Source organism: Halopseudomonas sp. MFKK-1 (genome assembly GCF_027474385.1).
Lineage (GTDB): Bacteria > Pseudomonadota > Gammaproteobacteria > Pseudomonadales > Pseudomonadaceae > Halopseudomonas > Halopseudomonas aestusnigri.
In genome coordinates this window covers 1,537,665-1,555,162 of record NZ_CP114836.1, presented here as the reverse complement: position 1 = coordinate 1,555,162, position 17,498 = coordinate 1,537,665, and the positions used below count along the sequence as shown (strand labels likewise).

Below are 17,498 nucleotides of genomic sequence, written 5' to 3'. Positions count from 1 at the left end.
GCCGTCACGCTTCCGCCATTACTCACACGCCGATTGACCGCCCCCGCCCCCTTGGGTAATGTTCAGCCGTTTGAACCATCCCGGATGAGGTAACGCATGGCCCGGAAGAAAACCGCCGCAGACTTCGAGCAGTCACTGGGCTCGCTGCAGGCACTGGTCGAGCGGCTGGAAAGCGCTGACCTCAGTCTGGAAGAGTCATTGAGTGCCTTCGAGCAAGGCGTCGCCCTGACCCGCGAATGCCAGCAGGCGCTCGCCCAGGCGGAACAGAAGGTCCAGCAACTGATCGAAAGCAATGGAGAGCTGAAGACAGAACCCTTTGACGGCGCCAGCGAATGAGCCCATTCGGTCAGTATCTTGAGCAGTGTCAGCAACGCATCAACGCCTTCCTGAGCAATCAGCTGCATACCCCGCAACCCCGTCTTGATCGACTCTACAGTGCCATGCGCTACAGCGTGGTCATCGGTGGCAAGCGCATGCGCCCGCTACTGGCCTATGCCAGCTGCGAGGCTGCCGGTGGCGAGTTGGCCCGGGCAGATCACGCGGCAGCAGCGGTGGAGCTGATCCATGCCTACTCGCTGATTCACGACGACCTGCCGGCCATGGACAACGATGACCTGCGCCGCGGCCAGCCTACCTGCCACCGCGCCTTCGACGAGGCGACCGCGATCCTCGCCGGTGACGGCTTGCAGGCGCTGGCCTTCGAACTGCTCGCCAGCGCGCCGGACTGCCGCCCGGATACCCGTCTGCAGATGGTCAGCCTGCTGGGCCACGCCGCCGGACCGCAGGGCATGGTCGGCGGACAGGCGATTGATCTTGGTGCGGTCGGCGAGAAACTCGACCAGACCACCCTGGAAACCATGCATCGGCACAAGACCGGCGCCCTGATTCGCGCCAGCGTGCAACTGGGCGCACTGGCCAGCGAGCGTCTAGATAACGAGCAGTTGGCAGCCCTTGGCAGCTACGCCGATCACGTCGGCCTGGCGTTCCAGGTGCAGGACGACATTCTCGATATCGAAAGCGATACCAGCGTGCTCGGCAAACAGCAGGGCGCCGACCTGGCCCGCGACAAGCCGACCTACCCGGCACTGCTCGGGCTGGACGGTGCCCACCGTCTGGCTGCCGAGCTGCGCGACCAGGCGCTCAGCGCAGTCGCAGGCTTCGGCCCCGCAGCAGAGCGCTTGCGCCAGCTGGCTGACTACACCGTTCAGCGCCGCTTCTGAGATAGCCCTGCGTGCAGTTGGGCTATCGGCCTGCATCGGTTAAACTGCGCCCTTGTTTTCCCGCCACCGACGTTGGCACCCAGAGCCTTGTTTGATGCCCAGCACTTTCCACGAAATCCCGCTCCATCGCCCCAGCACGCCGCTGCTGGACCGTATCGACGATACCGAGTCGCTGCGTGCGCTTGACGAAAGCCAACTACCCGAGCTGGCCGATGAGCTGCGGGCATTTCTGCTCTGGAGTGTCGGCCAGACCGGCGGGCATTTCGGCGCGGGGCTGGGCGTCATCGAACTGACCATCGCCCTGCACTACGTCTATCACACGCCGGACGACCGCCTGCTGTGGGACGTTGGCCATCAGGCCTACCCGCACAAGATTCTCACCGGCCGCCGCGAACAGATGGCCAGCCTGCGCCAGAAGAACGGCCTGGCCGCCTTCCCGCGGCGCAGCGAAAGCCCCTACGACACCTTTGGCGTCGGCCATTCCAGCACCTCGATCAGCGCCGGCCTGGGCATGGCCATCGCTGCCGGCCTGCAGGGCCTGGATCGCCGCACCGTTGCCGTGATCGGCGACGGCGCGCTGACCGCGGGCATGGCCTTTGAAGCGCTCAACCACGCCTCGGAAGTCGAAGCCAACATGCTGGTTGTGCTGAACGACAACGACATGTCGATCTCGCGCAATGTCGGTGGCCTGTCCAACTACCTGGCCAAGATCCTGTCCAGTCGCACCTACTCGCACATGCGCGAGGGCAGCAAGAAGGTCCTGTCCAAGATTCCGCCGGCCTGGGAGCTGGCACGCAAGACCGAAGAACACGCCAAGGGCATGCTGGTGCCGGGCACCCTGTTCGAGGAGCTGGGCTGGAACTACATCGGCCCGATCGACGGGCACGACCTGCCTACGCTGGTACGCACCCTGAAGAACATGCGCGAGCTCAAGGGCCCGCAGTTCCTCCACGTGATCACCCAGAAGGGCAAGGGGTTTTCCCCCGCCGAGGCCGACCCGATCGGCTACCACGCCATCACCAAGCTGGAGCCCAAGGCCCCGAGCAACGGCGCCAGCAAACCGAAATTCTCGAACATCTTTGGCCAGTGGCTGTGCGACATGGCCGAGCAGGACGAGCGCCTGATCGGCATTACTCCGGCAATGAAGGAAGGCTCGGACCTGATTGCCTTCTCCGAGCGCTTCCCCAAGCGCTACTTCGACGTCGCCATCGCAGAGCAGCATGCCGTCACCCTCGCTGCGGGCATGGCCTGTGAAGGCGCCAAGCCGGTGGTTGCCATCTACTCGACCTTCCTGCAGCGCGGCTACGATCAGTTGATCCACGACGTTGCGGTGCAGAATCTGGACGTGCTGTTTGCCATCGACCGCGCCGGTCTGGTTGGCGAGGACGGCCCGACCCACGCCGGCAGCTTCGACCTGTCGTACCTGCGCTGCCTGCCGAACATGCTGATCATGGCGCCGGCCGACGAGAACGAGACCCGCCAGATGCTGACCACCGGCTACCTGCACGAAGGCCCGGCGGCTGTGCGCTATCCGCGTGGTACCGGCCCGGGCGTGCCCATCGATCCGGCGCTGGAGCCGCTGCCGATCGGCAAGGGCCTACTTACCCGCCGGGGCGAAAAGGTTGCCATCCTCTGCTTCGGCACCCTGCACCAGCAGGCCAGCAAGGCTGCCGAGGCACTGAATGCGACCGTTGCCAACATGCGCTTCGTCAAGCCACTGGACACCCAGTTGATTGCGGAGCTGAGCGACAGCCATGAGCTGCTGGTGACCGTCGAGGAGAACGCCGTCATGGGCGGCGCCGGCAGCGCGGTCAACGAATGGCTGCTGGCCCAGGGTATCAGCCTGCCGGTGCTCAACCTCGGCCTGCCCGATATCTACGTCGAACACGCCAAGCCCGCTGAAATGCTGGCTGAGTGCGGTCTGGACGCTGCCGGTATCGAAGCGGCCATTCGCGCCCGCCTCGACCGTTTGTAAGAGCCTGCCTCTGGCAGGCTTGACCCACCCCGCCGAAAAGCCTAGAGTCCGCCCCACTTCCAGTCGCCTGGGTGTCCGGCCTGCAGTGCAGTCCGGGTGAAACGGGAAGTCGGTGAGAATCCGACACTGCCCCCGCAACGGTAAGGAATCGCAGGCCAGCCCTGCCAGCATCATCGAAAATGCCACTGTGCTCTGCATGGGAAGGCGATGATGTGTTGATTCCAAGTCCGGAGACCGGCCCAGCGCGAGTACAGCCACGGCAATGCCGTGCGACTGTCTGCTGAGGTGTCGCGGAGGGCGTCACCGGTCAGCGTGCAGCCGCCGCGCGGTGGCCTGCCTCCTGACTTCCCGCCCTCCTCAAAAGCCGAACTTTTGAGGAATCTATGTACAAGTCACTGCTGATCATCCCCGGCCTGCTGGCCTGCGCTGTCGCCCAGGCCAACGATGCATTCAACCTGCCTGCAACCATCATCACCGCGTCGCGCGTGGAGCAACCGCGTGACGCCGCCCTGGCAGCCAACACCGTCTTCGACCGTGACGACATCGAACGTCTGCAGGCGCGCAGCGTGCCGGAGTTGCTACGCCGCGTCCCGGGCGTTCAGCTGAACAGCAACGGTGGCGTACTCTCGTACTTCGTCCGTGGCAGCAACACCGCGCAAACCCTGGTGCTGGTAGACGGCCAGCGCATCGCATCGGCGACCTACGGCGGCGCACGTCTGGACTATCTGAATATCGACAATATTGAACGCGTCGAAGTCGTACGTGGCCCACGCTCAGCTGTCTATGGTGCCGACGCCATCGGCGGCGTAATCCAGATTTTCACCCGGCAGGGCCAAGCAGGCCTGCAGCCTACCATTCGACTGGGCGTCGGCAGCAACCACACCTTCGAGCGCAGCGTTGATATCAGCGGTGGTAACGACAACAGCCGTTTCATCCTGGGCGCAACCCTGAATGAAACAGAAGGCTTTGACCTCACAGAAGATAACCTTGGCAACGACCGTGACAACGACGGCCAACGTACCAAGAGCTACTTCGCTCGCTTTGACCACACCTTCAACGAAGATTGGAGTGCCGGTCTCAGCGTCAACGACCAGAGTGGCAAAAGCGAATTTGACGATGCTTATGAGTTCAACCCGGCCAACCCGGAAAACCAGTTCCGCGTACGCGGCTATGCTGGCTACCTGCAAGGCCAGTTGAGCAGCAACTGGCGCAGTCGCCTGGAGTTGGGCAGCAGCGAAGACCGCAATAAAACCGTCGGCTCTCGCTTTAATGACGGCCAGATCACCACCGAGCGCCACTCCGCCAGTTGGTTGAACTACATCGAACTGTCTGCAGACCAGCAGCTCAACGTTGGGGCAGACTGGCAACGCGACAAACTGGACGCCACCAGTGGCTACACCAAGGACCGTCGTGAGAATACAGGTCTGTTCGCTCAGCACAGCTGGACCGGCGAGCGCATCAGCACCGAGCTGGGCGTACGCCACGACGACAACCAGCATTTTGGTGAGCACGATACCTGGAACGCCGCACTGGCCATCCCCAGCGGAGATAGCCAACAATGGATTGTCAGCTATGCCACCGCATTCCGCGCTCCCACGTTCAACAACCTCTACGCACCGCCGGGCTGGGGTGCTAACCCAGATCTGGACCCCGAACGTTCCCGAACCTTCGAGCTGCAATGGCGTGCAGACCTGCTGGACAGCCAGTGGGAAGCCTCTCTGTATCGCACCGACGTCAAGGACCTGATTGTCTGGGACTCCAGCACGTTCCAGATGAACAACGTAGACGAAGCGCGCATCAACGGTCTGGAACTGGCCATGAGCACCGACGTCATGGGTTGGGCCTCGCGCACCAGCGTCAGCTTTATCGACCCGCGTGACCGTCAGACCGGCAAAACCCTGCAATTGCGTGCAAAACGTACTCTGACCAGCGACCTGGATCGTCAGTTTGGTGACTTCGGCGTGGGCGCAACCTGGGCGCTGTTCAGCGAGCGCTTTGCCAATGCCGCCAACAGCAGCACCTTGGCTGGATACGGCACTCTCGACCTGCGCGCCAACTGGCAGGCGACCGCCTCAACCCGTCTGGACTTGAAAGTCAGCAACGTGCTCGACCGCGACTACCATCTTGGCACCTATCAGCGGGCCACCGGCCCTTGGCCCGCTCCGTCTATCGACTACAGCTACAAAGAACAAGGCCGCGCGGCATTGCTGAGCGTGACCTGGACCCCACAGCTGTAAGCACCACCCACAGTCAGCGCCGTGCCAATAACCCCCGCCCCGTGCGGGGGTTGTTTTGGTTCCGGCATCCGCCCCTCCCCCACATGAACTCCAGCACAGCCCGTCGCCCCAACTTGCCGCCCCGCCCCGCTGATCAGGCATAATGCGTCCTTGTCCGAACCGGAATTCGACGCCCTATGTTTTTTACCAACGAGCGACTGCAGTTCTTCCGCCCGCTCACCAGCAAATACCGCGAACAGATTGTCGAGTGCCTGCGCCTGCTGCACGAGCGGCTGTACAGCGCCCGCGCCGACTACGGCGAATCACTCAAACGCGAGCAGGTGCTGGATATCTTCAGCGAAGCGCTGGAACGCGCGCCGCTGCTGGAAGGCGACGATGAAGACGCCAGCCGCTTCAAGAGCAACCGCGAGCAGGCCAGCTGGATTCTCACCAGCCTGATCGAAAACGGCTGGCTGGAACGTCAGGTGGATCAGGCGACCTTCCAGTCGACCTACCCGTTCAGCCGCATGGGGCGTTTGTTTGCCCAGTCGCTGGCCGAGGCCGACGGGCACAACACCCGTACTCGCCACCGCAATACGCGCAACACCCTAAACGCGCTGTCGGCCTTTGCCGAGCACGGCGAGGTGTATGACCTGCTCGACGCCCACGAATATGCCGAACGCATCATCGCCGACTTCACCGATATCATCGCCGAGCTGGAAGAGCGCAAGCGCCAGCTGGTACGCGAGGTCGAGGCGCAGCAGCTGGTGCAGCAGGCCAGCGACCAGTTCTTCGACTTTATGGAGCGCCGCTTCCTGCCCGATCTGGCAGTGCGCCTGTCGGCCGACAGCGTCGAGAAACACCGCGAGCGCATTCAGGATGTGATCGCCCGCATTCGCCGCAAGCCACGCGAGTGGAAAGCCGAGGCCGAGCGCGAGCTGCGCCGCCTGGCGCCGGATTTGCTGGTGGACGAACGCAGCTCGATTCTCTGGCAGTTGCTGGACGGCATCGAAGGCTGCCTGCGCAACGCCGCCGACATCATGCTGCCGGCGCTGCGCCGCACGCTGCAGAGCTTCACCCAACGCGCCGATATCATCATCCGTCAGCTCAGCTACCTGCACAGCCAGAAGCACAGCGATATCGTCGGCCTGTGCCGCGAGCTGTCCGCCCTGCCCGCCGAAGAGCAGGCCAAGCGCCTGAGCGCCGCAGGCGAGGAAATGGCAGTGGTCAATCTGGCGCTGGTCGACCCGGGCCAGGTGAAGCTGCGCGAGCGCCGCGAGCGCCCGCCGGTACACAGCCTGATGGAAACCCTCGACGCGCCGGAAGACGACACCTTGCGCACGCTAGCGGTGAATCAGCTGCTCGACAAGGCATTCAACGTCAACGCCAGTGGACTGCGCAGCTACCTGCGCGCCGCCCTCGGCAGCGGCAATCAGCTCAACACCCGCGACCTGCCGGTCAACAGCGCCAGCGACCTGCTCGCGCTCAGCCACGTGATCGCGCTGGCCAGCGCCGAACACGCTGCCAGCGGCCTGCGCGTGCGCATCGAGCCGAGCGGCGAGACCATCAGCAACGAAACCTATTTTGATCGCCGTGACGGCTTCATCATCGATCTGGAACATGACGAACATGCGTGACGCGCTGGACCACCACCTCAACGAACGCGGCCTGAGTGCCGAGGACTTTTCCGAGCTGATGATCCGCCTGCTCGACCGCGGCGTCCTCTGCCGCGACGAAAGCAACCGCGAGGCCGAGCTCTACGACCGCTACCTGCAGGCCGCCGAGCTGGTCGAAGACTATCTCTCGGTGCTGCGCATCCGAGTGTTGCACGAGCCGCGCTTCAATCTGGTCCGGGTGTTCCCGCCGGGCGCGGAAGTGCCCGGTCTGGTCGACGCCGACGACAGCTTCGGCAGCGGCCTGCGCGAGCGCCTGAACCAGCAGGAAGTGGCGCTGATTCTGGTGCTGCGCGCCGAGTACGACAAGGCCCTGCGCGAAGGTCAGGTCGACGAGTTTGGTCAGGTCATGCTGTCGCTCGAAGCGCTCAACCTGAGCAGTCGCAACCTGCTCGGCCGTTCACTGCCGGAACAGCAGAGCGAACGCCGCAACCTGCTGCGCCGCCTGCGCCAGCTGCGGCTGATCCGCAGCCCCAGCGATGCCGAACTGGACAGCGGCGAAGCCTGGCTGACGATTCGCCCGGGCATCATCAGCCTGGTGACCGACAGCGCGCTGGCCCAGCTCGCCAGCCCCGAGATTGAAAATAGCGAAGACCAGCCGTCCGCCGAGGAGAGCAACTGATGTATCTGAAGCGTTCGATTACCGTCAACTGGGGCAACCTGCCGGTCGAAGAACTGGAATACGGCCCGGTCAACCTGTTCTCCGGCGGCAACGGCTCCGGCAAGACCACCGCAGCGGATGCCCTGCAGACGCTGATGACCGCCGCCCACGACAACCTGTTCAACTACAACCCGGGGCAGGACGAAACCACCCAGCGCGGCCGCGGCGGCAAGCAGGTGCGTACCCTCGCCTCCTACGTGCTCGGCTGTGACGACGGCGCCTACGCCCGCCCCTGGGATACCGACGGCTACATCGCCGGCGTGTTCCACCCGACCCGTGGCGAGACCGCCGAACCCTTTACCGCGGTGATCGGCGTACGCGCCCATCTCGACGCCGCCGGCAGCAGCCGCCAGGCGCGGCAGGACGAACTGCTGCTGATGATCATTCCCGGCGAGATGCTCTCGCTGTCGCACTTTCTGCGCGAGCAGGATGACGGCCGCCACGTGATCGCCGTGACCGAGCTGCCGGGCCTGCTGCGCAAGCAGTTCAGCGCCCAGCAGATCGAAGTCTACGACCGCAAGAGCGCCTATCTCGCCCGTCTGTACGCCGCGCTGCGCGGCCGCCGCGACGCACTCTCGACCCGCGAAGCCAAGAACGCCGCGCGCACCTTTGCCAATTTCATGGCCTACAAACCGGTCAAATCCATCGACCAGTTTGTCGCCGAGGAAGTGCTGGAGCCGCGCGAGTTTGGCGACACCATCAAACGCATCCGCGACCTGCTGCGCACCGTGCACGGCATGGAACAGGAAGCGGCGCGGGTACGTCAGGCGGTGGAACTGCTGTCGCTGACCACCAGCCAGACCACGCAGTATCTGGACAGCTGGCTGGAGCGCACCGGGCTGGAGTACGCTGCCGCCGCGCAAGCCTGGCAGAACAACCAGCAGGGCTATCTGGCCGCCAAACAGGAACAGCAGCAGCTCGCCAGTCAGCTCGAAGCGCTGCAGGAAGACCAGCGCCTGACCACCGAGCGCCTGGCCCAGGCCCACCACGAACTGGTGCAACTGGAAGCCCGCCGTCAGGGCATTCCGGCGCTGCAGAACAAGGACCAACTGGAGCAGCGCCAGCGCCAGCTGAGCGAGCAGCTGCGCAGCGCCGTACCCGACCTGCTGACCCAGGCCCATCAGCGCGACCGCAACCTGGTGGCGCTGCAATCGGCCGGTGCGCTGCTGGCCCAGCACAGCCTGAGTCAGGCGCTTCCGCAGCTGGCCAGCCGCGGCTGGCGCGAGGCCAGCGCGGCAGTGCTGGCCGCCGAGCGCGAACCGGTTGCCGACCTCAATCAACTGCTGGCCCGCGACTGGATCGACCTGACCCCGCTGGACGCCGGCCTGGATGCCATTCGCAGCCAGCAGCGTGCGCACAACCAGCTGGCCGAGCGCCTGCGCGAGCAGGACAGCGAAGGCGCCAGCCTGCTGCAGCGGGTCGACCGGCTGGTGCAGGAACGCACCAGCGCGCTGAACACGCTGGATCGTCAGGTCAGCCAGATTCGCCACCAGATCAGTACCCTGCAAAGCAGCCGCGTGACCTACCCCGCGTATGTCGAGGAAGCGCTGCTGGCGATCCGCAAGCAATGCCCGCAGGCTGACCCGCGCGTACTTTGCGACCATGTTGAGGTGCTGGATCCGGATTGGCAGATGGCCATTGAGGGCTACATCGGCGGCAGCCGCTACGCCATTTTGGTCGAGCCCGACTATGAAGCCGACGCGATCCGCATCGTGCGCCAGATGAACAGCCGCGAACGCAACCGCGCGCGGGTGATTCAGGGCAGCAAGGCCAGGCAGGACGCCGAACGCATCAGCCTGCCGAACGATTCGATCCTGCAGGTCATGCGCTTCAGCCACCGCGTTGCCGAGTACTACCTGCAGGCGTCCTACGCCACGGTCGCCCGGGTGGAAGACGCCGGCGCCCTGCGTCAGACCCGCCGCGGCATCACCCGCGACGGCATGGGTTCCGGCAACTACGCGCTGTTCCGCTGCGATATCGACGACAGCCAGCTGGTCTTCGGCGCCGCCGCCCGCGAACGCAACCTGCGCGCGCAGGAGCAGCGCCTGCACGATCTGGATCTGCAGCAGCATCAACTGCGCCGCGAACTGGAAGCCCTGCGCGAACTGGCCCGTCAGCTAGGTCAGATCGCGCCGCTCGACTACGCCGCCCGCGCCAGCGAGCTGCTCGACAGCCAGCGCCAGCTACGCGAAGTCGAACAGCAACTGGAAGCGCTTGATCTGGGCGCGCACCACAATCTGGAATCCGAACAACAGCGCGTGACCCTGCGCCACCGCGAGCTGGAACTGCACGGCAAGGAACTGGACGTCCAACTCGGCCGTCTGCAGGAGAAGCAGGTCAGCATCGGCCAGCGCATTACCCACTTCGCCGACCAGAGTGATGCCCTGCTCGACGCCCGCGACAAGGCCGAGCAGTACCTGCTGGATGCTGCCGCCCAAGTGCCGGGGCTCGACCCGCAGGCACGGCTGGAGCAGCTCGACACCATGCTGGAGCAGCGCGGCGGCCAGTTCGACTTTATCGCCGACGCCCAGGCGCTGACCAGCAGCCTGCACCGTCAGGTGGCCGACCTGCAGCGCGCCATCGAACACTACAACGAACAGGCCCAGCCCGCCGATCAGGTACTCGCCGACACCCCGGCCGAACTGCACAGTCTGGCCTTCTTCCGCCATGTCGGCGCGCTGCATCAACAGCTCGACAACCTGCACAACCGCCTGCGCAACAACGTGCTGCTGGCCAAGCAGGAACAGCTCGCCAGCCTGCGCGACAGCTTCAACACCACCTTTGTCAGCGACCTGTGTCACGAGATTCATCAGGCCATCAACGACGGCCGTCGCACGCTGGAGCAACTGAACAAGGAGCTGGAGCACCACCGCTTCGGCGCCGACCGCGAACGCTTCCAGTTCGACTGGGACTGGCTACCCGAGTACAAGGCCTACTGGGAGTTCTTCCGCGAACTGATACAGATGCCGAACCTGGGCGATGGCACCAGTCTGTTCGACGACACCCTGTCCGAGCGCTCGGCCACGGTGCGCGATCAACTGCTGGCGTTGCTGCTCGACGGTGACGAACAGCAGGCCCTGCGCGAGCTGGAGCGCATCAGCGACTACCGCCGCTACCGCCGCTACGACATCCTCAAGCACCCGGAAGGCAAGTCGCCGATCCGCCTGAGCGAATACGGCACCGGCTCCGGCGGCCAGCTGGAAACCCCGGCCTACATCATCCGCGCCGCGGCGGTAACCAGCGCCTTCCGCTTCAACGAGGGCGACAGCCACCTGCGCATGGTGATCGTCGATGAAGCCTTTATGCACATGGATGAAATCCGCTCGCGTGAAGTCATCGCCTACCTGACCGAAACCCTCGGCCTGCAGCTGATCTTCATCATGCCGACCAGCAAGGCCGGCCCCTTCCTGGAGCTGGTCAGCAACCAGTTCGTGTTCAGCAAGGTGCCCAGCAGCCAGCCGGTCGGCGAGCTCAACACCCGCGTACTGCTCGACCGCCAGCAGCTCAACCGCGAACGCGTGGCCGAGCTGTGGGCCCAGCACCGCCGGGTGATCCGTCAGCAGGGCGCGCTGGAGTTTATGGAAGACGTGATCTGACCTGTGAGTGCGTTGCCGGCCACACCGGCAACGCATTACACCAGCAGATGCCAAGCACCGCACATTCACCCGCATAGTCGATTGTCCGACCCGCCAACGCCCCGCAGGATCAACGCAGGCACACCTGCAGCCAGAGGGAATTGGCATGTCCGGCAAACCCGCCGCCCGACTCGGCGACCCCACACAATGCCCGCAGACCGGCCACGGCAGCCAGCGCCTCGTCAGCGGCGCCACTGACGTACTGATCAACGGCAAGCCCGCTGCCCGCTTGGGCGATACCAGCAGCTGCGGCAGCCCACTCAGCAGTCAGCTCGTCAGCAACGTCCTGATCAACAGCAGACCCGCCGCGGTGCTCGGCAGCGTTGGTGCCCACGGCGACTCCATCACCGCCGGCTCGCCGAACGTTCTTATTGGCAACCAGCCCGGCAGCGCTGAAAGCCACGCGGCTCAGGCCATGATCCTCACCGGCCTGGTGCGCGCCCTGCAGGCCCTGTTCGACGTTCCGGTAAAACCCGGCGCCAGCAACGCCGTACCGCTGGAGCGCGAGGAAGAAGAGGAGGAAGAAGAAACCGACCTGCCGCAGAAACAGCGCATTACCCTGCGCGTCGGCATGTTCTTCGACGGCACCCTCAACAACCTGCCCAACGCCACCCTCACCGCCCAATGCCGCCGCGAAGACCTAGCCCAACTCGGCCCCGACGGCCTAGAAGCCGTCACCCGCTTCTGCGAAGCCCACGGCTATAACGACAGCAACAGTGACGGCTTCTTCGACGAAAGACCGGACAACAGTTACGGGAATGAGTTGAGCAATGTGGCGTTGTTGTATGAGCTTTATAAGGATGACTCGCAGCGGCGTATAGAACCGGTGGCCACGCAAGCCAGCATTAAGGTGTATATCGAAGGCGCTGGTAGCAAAGCAGGCGAAGACGACGCCACCATGGGCATGGCATTTGGGCAGGGCGAGACCGGGGTTGTTGAGCGGGTTAAGCAGAGTCCGGCCGAAATAGCTGAGAGACTCCAAATGTTGGTTAGTGCCAACCCGAGCATAGTAGTTGAGAAGGTCGAGTTCGATATCTTCGGGTTTAGTCGAGGGGCAGCCGCCGCCCGCCACTTTGCCAACGAAGTATTACAGGCGGAGGCTGGAGTTGTCGCCACGAAACTCGACCCCAAAGACCCGATCTTCTCTCCAAGCTTCTCTCACGAGAACAGCCTGAGCATTAACTTTATTGGCGTATTCGATACCGTGGCAGCAATTGGCGACCCAGCTCAGGGCCACCTGAGCGTCGGAGACGACTATAACCCCGGCGTTAATCTGTACCTACCACCCGGCTGCGCTCGCAAGGTCGTACATCTAACCGCAGCCGATGAACACCGCCATAACTTCAGCCTGAACCGAGTAGACGAAGCACATGAGGAACTGGTGCTACCAGGCGTCCATTCCAACCTCGGCGGCGGCTACCCAACGCTAACCTATGAGCGTCTGGTAATTGGCCGCCCAGTGTTCGTCTTGAACAACCACTATCCGTTGGACGGCCCTGCCCGCCAACAGCTGAGCCGCTCACGTGCCTGGCTAGTCAGGCAACAGGAGGAAGAGCGCTTTCGAGCACGAGGGCTACCCGGAGACGGCCGCTTCGAACGACATGAGGAAGTGATCGATCAGAGTCCCAACGCGCGGGTGTTGCTGACCCTTTCCGTTATCCGCAGCGTCCGGGGTGAGCTGTCCCGCATACCCCTCAAGGTCATGCATGCGAAAGCAGCGATTGCGGGGGTGCCGTTCGACGCAATAAATGAGGCCGACAAACGCTTCACTATCCCGCCAGACCTCGCGCCCATTGCGGAAAAAGTGTACTCCGCCTGCATGATGGGATGCAGCCCAATCCTAAGTGAACAGGAGAAACGCTTTCTGCACAGCCGCTATATCCACAGTTCCGCCAACTGGGTGCCGGTAAAAGGCTTTATGGCCAACAAACCGCGCCATGATTTTATCCGCGCCATCTATCCAGATAAGCCTCAGAACGGGTACCCCGCATGATTGCGCGCACTCTGACCCTACTCACAGCGCTAATCCTCAGCGGCTGCCAGAATAGCAAGCCAATTGAACCCTTCCCACCGAAGCCGAACCTTCCCTACCACGCTTGGTACATTGGCCTGCAAGCACCGGACTACATGGAGTCTTGGGTTGACGGGGTCGACCTGACAGACGTGAACGACTTAATGTACGAACGTGTATTTGGTGGTGTGGCTTCAACACGAACGCCTGCAGATAACAAAGGCGAGGCGCGCGGCTGGCCTGAACGCCCCGGCGCCGGCTCCAGCTTTCCCATGTTAGGGATCGACCTGCCCGAAAAAATAACCGTACGCTGGCAATCACTCGCCGAGCCAGAAGCCTATCGGGCATCCATCGACATACCTCAGTGGGTTAGGGATGAGATGCGGACTGAGAGGCGCGTTTTTTGCCTGTTCGATAACGACTATGTCTACCAATACCGGAAGTACATCGCCATCGGCGTCGCTCCGGGCGGCGTCGCAAAACTCTGGCTTATGGGTTCTTGCCTCGATCCAATGGAAATCGGGCGAGTCCAAGGCGAAGTAAACCCTGTCGGCCCCTACAACGGCACATCCAACGGCGAGTTCTACCGCCCACCCAGCCCCAACGCCCAGCACTATATCGACACCCACGGCATCCCGTTCGGCAGTTGGTAACCGCTGGGGTCAGCCCTTCTTGCCCGGACGCTGATCCTTGACCAGCAGCAGGTTGTTTTCCCGTCGCAGGGTGAACAGGCCAATACCTTCTACCAGCCCACTGAACTTGCTGTAGCCATAATTGCGCGGGTCAAACTCCGGCATCTGCTTGGCCAGCTGACTGCCCACCGGGCCGAGATTGGCCCAGCCGTCATCGTCCGACGCGGCTTCGATGGCCTGACGCAGCAGGCTGCACAGCTTGGTGTCCTGTCGCAGCTCCTGAGCAGAGCGGCGCTGAATGACCGTTTCGGCATTTTCCGGATGCTGGGTAAAGATTTCGGTGTAGATAAAGCGGTCGCAGGCAGCAACAAAAGGCTTGGGCGTTTTCTGCTCACCAAAGCCATACACCACCTTGCCCGACTCACGCAGCCGCGCGGCCAGACGGGTGAAATCACTGTCGCTGGAAACTATGCAGAAACCGCCAAGGTCTGCCGAATACAGCAAGTCCATGGCGTCGATAATCATCGCGCTGTCGGTCGCGTTCTTGCCGGAGGTGTAGGCAAACTGCTGAATCGGCTGAATCGAGTGCTCCAGCAGCGACGCTTTCCACTTGCCCAGACTCGGCGTAGTCCAGTCGCCATAAATACGCTTGACGCTCGCCACACCCAACTTGGCGACCTCGGCCAGCAGCCCTTCAACAATCGCCGGATTGGCGTTGTCGGCATCAATCAAAACGGCCAACCGTGTCGGCTCCATCTGTGCTGCCATAGCCTCACTCTCCTGTGCAGATAGCGATCATCTTGGCAGGCAATGGGGCTGGCTAACAACCCCGTCTAGAAACGCACCAACCCGCACAACTGCTCTACTCCACCAATAATCGCGGGCGTCGGGCGGACCAGCAGGTCACTATCGAGTACATGGAGGCGGTTGTGCTGCACGGCGGCCAGTTTGGGGAAGCGGCGCCAGTCGTCCAGCCAAGCTTCTGCAGTAACACCCTGATCGGCCAGCGCGATGATGATCTCGGGGTTGGCGGCCAGCACGCCCTCGCGGCCCACTTGCGGAGCGAGGCCGGCAAGATCGGCGAAGACGTTGTCAGCGCCGCACAGACTGAGTGCATCGGACAGCAACTGATCGCCAGCGGCCGTGTAGAGCGGGTTATCCCAGAGCTGCAGGAAGACCTTGGGCCGGGTTGACGACGGCGGCGCACGGAGTTGCTCGAGCTGGGCGCGGAAGTCGGCCTCCAGCGCCTGCGCTTCGGCTGGCTGGTCGAGCAGATCACCGAGCTGCAGGGTCATGCTGGCGATGTCATCCAGCCGTTGCGGGTCAAACTGTTCGACGCGAATACCCCAGCCGCGCAGGCGCTCAAGCAGTTCGCGGGGATTGCCGGAGGTCCAGGCGAGGATCAGGTCAGGCTGGACGGACACGATCCGTTCGGCAGAGAGGGTCTGATAGCTGCCTACGGTTTGCCGATCGCTCAGTTCGGCGGGCAGTTGACCGTCGTCCAGCACGCCGACCAGCCGGGCACCCGCGCCCAGTTGCAGGGTCATGTCGGTCAGAAAGGGAGCCAGGCTGACGATGCGCTCGGCAGCCTGAACAGGAAGCAGGTTAAGTGACAGCGCCAGCAGCAGCGCCAGCAGCTGACGCACTCAGTTGACCCAGGCGGCCGGCGGACGGTAGAGCAGCATGGCGCCGAGGCTGACAATTACCAGCAGCACCAGCGGGATGGCTTCACCCACGCAGAAATAATGCACCAGTGCGATCAGCGCCGGCAGCGCGGCGGCGGCCAGCCCCAGACTCTGATTACGGTGCAATACGGCCCAGGCGCTGGCCGCTTCTGCGCTGTCACCCAGGCCTTCGGCGCGAATCAGCGCGCGCTTGTACAGCCGGAAGCGCCAGAGGGTCAGCATCAGGCTGGCCATACCGACGGTGAACAGCGGCACTGCGGCCTGATCGAACAGGCCGGTCCAGTCACCCAGCACCACCACCAGCAGGATCGGCAACAGCAGGACAGTCAGGCTGAGCATGCGCCAGACGCTGCGCAATACACGCCAGTGGGGTTTGGGATCAAAGGTCATCGGACTCAGCCTCGGCTTCGGCCTGGTGCAGCTGGCCCAGCATGTGGCCCAGCTTGCCGGCCTTGGTTTCCAGATACTTGGTGTTGTGCGGGTTCTTACCGAATTGCAGGGGCAGACGCTCGGCTACCAGCACGCCGAAGCCTTGCAGGGCCTTTACCTTGCGCGGGTTGTTGGTCAGCAGCTTGAGGCTCTTGATGCCCAGATGATCGAGCATCGGCTTGCAGATGCCGTAATCGCGCTGGTCGGCGCCAAAGCCGAGCAGTTCGTTGGCTTCTACGGTATCGGCACCGCCGTCCTGCAGGTGATAGGCGCGGATCTTGTTCATGAGGCCAATGCCGCGACCTTCCTGACGCAGGTACAGCAGTGCGCCGCGGCCTTCCTCAGCGATGGCCTTGAGCGCGGCTTCGAGCTGAAAGCCGCAGTCGCAACGCAGGCTGAACAGGGCATCGCCGGTCAGACATTCGGAGTGCAGGCGGCCGAGCACGGGCGCGCCATCGGACACATCGCCCATCGTCAGCACCACATGCTCCTTGCCGGTCGCTTCTTCCAGGAAGCCGTGCATAGTGAATGTGCCCCACTTGGTGGGCAGCTGGGATGACGCAATAAAGGTGACTGTCACGCCGGTCTCCTGTACGACCTTTGCAAAAAAGGGGCGCTTATATTAGCAGGTGACGGACGCTCGGGCGATCTGCAAGACGCCTGGATAGGTCTGCTGAATGCGCAGGCCTGTGGTGCAGAGGGTCAGTACTTGCGCTCGAGCAGCAGCAGGTTGTCCTGTTCGTCCATCCGCACCCGGCTAAGCCAGCTCATGCCGAGCAGCACTTCGAGCGGAAAACGGCCTTCCAGCACCAGCGCCTGCACGTTGGACAGCTCGATGTCGCCAACCTTTACCCGCGCCAGCGTCACCTGGTAACCATCCACGGCACTGGAAGCTGTGGCGGCGCGAACCGGTGTGCCGCTGAGCGCGTAATCGATACCGAGACGACGCGCCTGCACCGAACTCATCGAGACACTGGTTGCGCCGGTATCGACCATAAAACTGACGGTCTGACCATTGATTGAACCGGCAACCCGGAAATGACCGCCTTCGCCCCGCGGAATACTGACCTGCTGGCGCTCAGACTGGGCAAAGCCTTCGGTGTATTCACGCTGCAGACCAAACTGCCGAGTCTGGCCGTCCACTCTCAGGGTTGCCGTCTGGCTGTCGGCGGCGATCAGCTCGACTCCGTTCACTGGCGGCTTGCCAACCCGCAGCATGTGGCGCTGGCCGTCGATATTGACTACCGCCGCATTGGCGAACAGCCCAACCACACGCACCTCGGTCGCTGCCGAAGCCAGCGAGGCCACGGCCAGCCCGGCGCCGAGCAGCAGAGCAGAGAGAGAAGCGATACGAGCCATGC

The 17,498-nt window shown here is 63.4% G+C and carries 14 protein-coding genes and 1 riboswitch; of the genes, 9 read left to right on the top strand and 5 right to left on the bottom strand.

What is annotated here, in order from left to right; genetic code table 11:
- Nucleotides 1–96: 96 nt before the first annotated feature.
- The 9 genes from O5O48_RS07240 (at nucleotide 97) to O5O48_RS07200 (ending at nucleotide 14,044) form a co-directional block, all read left to right on the top strand.
- The gene (locus tag O5O48_RS07240; protein WP_088277467.1) at nucleotides 97–336 is read left to right on the top strand and encodes an exodeoxyribonuclease VII small subunit; all 240 of its coding nucleotides are present in this window, start codon (nucleotides 97–99) and stop codon (nucleotides 334–336) included.
- Nucleotides 333–1,220: a polyprenyl synthetase family protein gene (locus O5O48_RS07235; protein WP_228246436.1), complete on the top strand. Its 888-nt coding sequence runs from the start codon at nucleotides 333–335 to the stop codon at nucleotides 1,218–1,220. Before O5O48_RS07240 ends, O5O48_RS07235 begins: the two co-directional genes overlap by 4 nt.
- 94 nt (nucleotides 1,221–1,314) lie before the next feature.
- On the top strand, nucleotides 1,315–3,195 hold the full coding sequence (gene dxs, locus O5O48_RS07230; RefSeq protein WP_269688517.1) for a 1-deoxy-D-xylulose-5-phosphate synthase: 1,881 nt from the start codon (nucleotides 1,315–1,317) through the stop codon (nucleotides 3,193–3,195).
- 53 nt (nucleotides 3,196–3,248) lie between these two features.
- Nucleotides 3,249–3,452: riboswitch (cobalamin riboswitch) on the top strand.
- Nucleotides 3,453–3,578: 126 nt separating this feature from the next.
- Nucleotides 3,579–5,432, top strand: coding sequence for a TonB-dependent receptor domain-containing protein (locus tag O5O48_RS07225; RefSeq protein ID WP_269688516.1), 1,854 nt, complete (start codon nucleotides 3,579–3,581; stop codon nucleotides 5,430–5,432).
- Nucleotides 5,433–5,608: 176 nt separating this feature from the next.
- A complete protein-coding gene (locus tag O5O48_RS07220; protein ID WP_269688515.1) occupies nucleotides 5,609–7,048 on the top strand; it encodes a Wadjet anti-phage system protein JetA family protein in 1,440 nt (479 codons plus the stop codon).
- Nucleotides 7,032–7,706 (top strand): DUF4194 domain-containing protein, encoded by a 675-nt coding sequence (locus O5O48_RS07215; RefSeq protein ID WP_217350125.1) that lies wholly within the window; start codon nucleotides 7,032–7,034, stop codon nucleotides 7,704–7,706. The genes O5O48_RS07220 and O5O48_RS07215 overlap by 17 nt, the downstream gene beginning before the upstream one ends.
- Nucleotides 7,706–11,341 (top strand): ATP-binding protein, encoded by a 3,636-nt coding sequence (locus O5O48_RS07210; RefSeq protein ID WP_269688514.1) that lies wholly within the window; start codon nucleotides 7,706–7,708, stop codon nucleotides 11,339–11,341. The genes O5O48_RS07215 and O5O48_RS07210 overlap by 1 nt, the downstream gene beginning before the upstream one ends.
- 145 nt (nucleotides 11,342–11,486) lie before the next feature.
- A complete protein-coding gene (locus O5O48_RS07205) occupies nucleotides 11,487–13,373 on the top strand; it encodes a PAAR domain-containing protein (RefSeq protein ID WP_269688513.1) in 1,887 nt (628 codons plus the stop codon).
- A complete protein-coding gene (locus O5O48_RS07200; protein ID WP_269688512.1) occupies nucleotides 13,370–14,044 on the top strand; it encodes a DUF2931 family protein in 675 nt (224 codons plus the stop codon). The genes O5O48_RS07205 and O5O48_RS07200 overlap by 4 nt, the downstream gene beginning before the upstream one ends.
- 9 nt (nucleotides 14,045–14,053) lie before the next feature.
- Here O5O48_RS07200 and O5O48_RS07195 read toward each other — a convergent pair whose 3' ends face one another.
- From O5O48_RS07195 to O5O48_RS07175, 5 genes are all read right to left on the bottom strand, one after another.
- The gene (locus O5O48_RS07195) at nucleotides 14,054–14,791 is read right to left on the bottom strand and encodes an NYN domain-containing protein (RefSeq protein WP_269688511.1); all 738 of its coding nucleotides are present in this window, start codon (nucleotides 14,789–14,791) and stop codon (nucleotides 14,054–14,056) included.
- A 65-nt stretch (nucleotides 14,792–14,856) separates the two neighbouring features.
- Nucleotides 14,857–15,669, bottom strand: coding sequence for a cobalamin-binding protein (locus O5O48_RS07190; RefSeq protein WP_269688510.1), 813 nt, complete (start codon nucleotides 15,667–15,669; stop codon nucleotides 14,857–14,859).
- Complete coding sequence (locus O5O48_RS07185; RefSeq protein ID WP_269688509.1) at nucleotides 15,670–16,098, bottom strand: MFS transporter; 429 nt, start codon at nucleotides 16,096–16,098, stop codon at nucleotides 15,670–15,672. It abuts the gene before it with no gap.
- Nucleotides 16,088–16,717: a GTP cyclohydrolase II gene (gene ribA / locus O5O48_RS07180; protein ID WP_269688508.1), complete on the bottom strand. Its 630-nt coding sequence runs from the start codon at nucleotides 16,715–16,717 to the stop codon at nucleotides 16,088–16,090. The genes O5O48_RS07185 and ribA overlap by 11 nt, the downstream gene beginning before the upstream one ends.
- Nucleotides 16,718–16,839: 122 nt before the next feature.
- On the bottom strand, nucleotides 16,840–17,496 hold the full coding sequence (locus O5O48_RS07175; protein ID WP_228246427.1) for a retropepsin-like aspartic protease family protein: 657 nt from the start codon (nucleotides 17,494–17,496) through the stop codon (nucleotides 16,840–16,842).
- Nucleotides 17,497–17,498 lie beyond the last annotated feature (2 nt).

Bases quoted from the DNA above. Each gene is read 5' to 3' on its own strand.
- O5O48_RS07205 (WP_269688513.1), top strand. From the start codon at position 11,487: ATGTCCGGCAAACCCGCCGCCCGACTCGGCGACCCCACACAATGCCCG.
- O5O48_RS07195 (WP_269688511.1), bottom strand. From the start codon at position 14,791: ATGGCAGCACAGATGGAGCCGACACGGTTGGCCGTTTTGATTGATGCC.
- O5O48_RS07235 (WP_228246436.1), top strand. From the start codon at position 333: ATGAGCCCATTCGGTCAGTATCTTGAGCAGTGTCAGCAACGCATCAAC.
- O5O48_RS07220 (WP_269688515.1), top strand. From the start codon at position 5,609: ATGTTTTTTACCAACGAGCGACTGCAGTTCTTCCGCCCGCTCACCAGC.
- dxs (WP_269688517.1), top strand. From the start codon at position 1,315: ATGCCCAGCACTTTCCACGAAATCCCGCTCCATCGCCCCAGCACGCCG.
- O5O48_RS07240 (WP_088277467.1), top strand. From the start codon at position 97: ATGGCCCGGAAGAAAACCGCCGCAGACTTCGAGCAGTCACTGGGCTCG.
- O5O48_RS07200 (WP_269688512.1), top strand. From the start codon at position 13,370: ATGATTGCGCGCACTCTGACCCTACTCACAGCGCTAATCCTCAGCGGC.
- O5O48_RS07215 (WP_217350125.1), top strand. From the start codon at position 7,032: ATGACGAACATGCGTGACGCGCTGGACCACCACCTCAACGAACGCGGC.
- O5O48_RS07225 (WP_269688516.1), top strand. From the start codon at position 3,579: ATGTACAAGTCACTGCTGATCATCCCCGGCCTGCTGGCCTGCGCTGTC.
- O5O48_RS07175 (WP_228246427.1), bottom strand. From the start codon at position 17,496: ATGGCTCGTATCGCTTCTCTCTCTGCTCTGCTGCTCGGCGCCGGGCTG.
- O5O48_RS07210 (WP_269688514.1), top strand. From the start codon at position 7,706: ATGTATCTGAAGCGTTCGATTACCGTCAACTGGGGCAACCTGCCGGTC.
- O5O48_RS07185 (WP_269688509.1), bottom strand. From the start codon at position 16,098: ATGACCTTTGATCCCAAACCCCACTGGCGTGTATTGCGCAGCGTCTGG.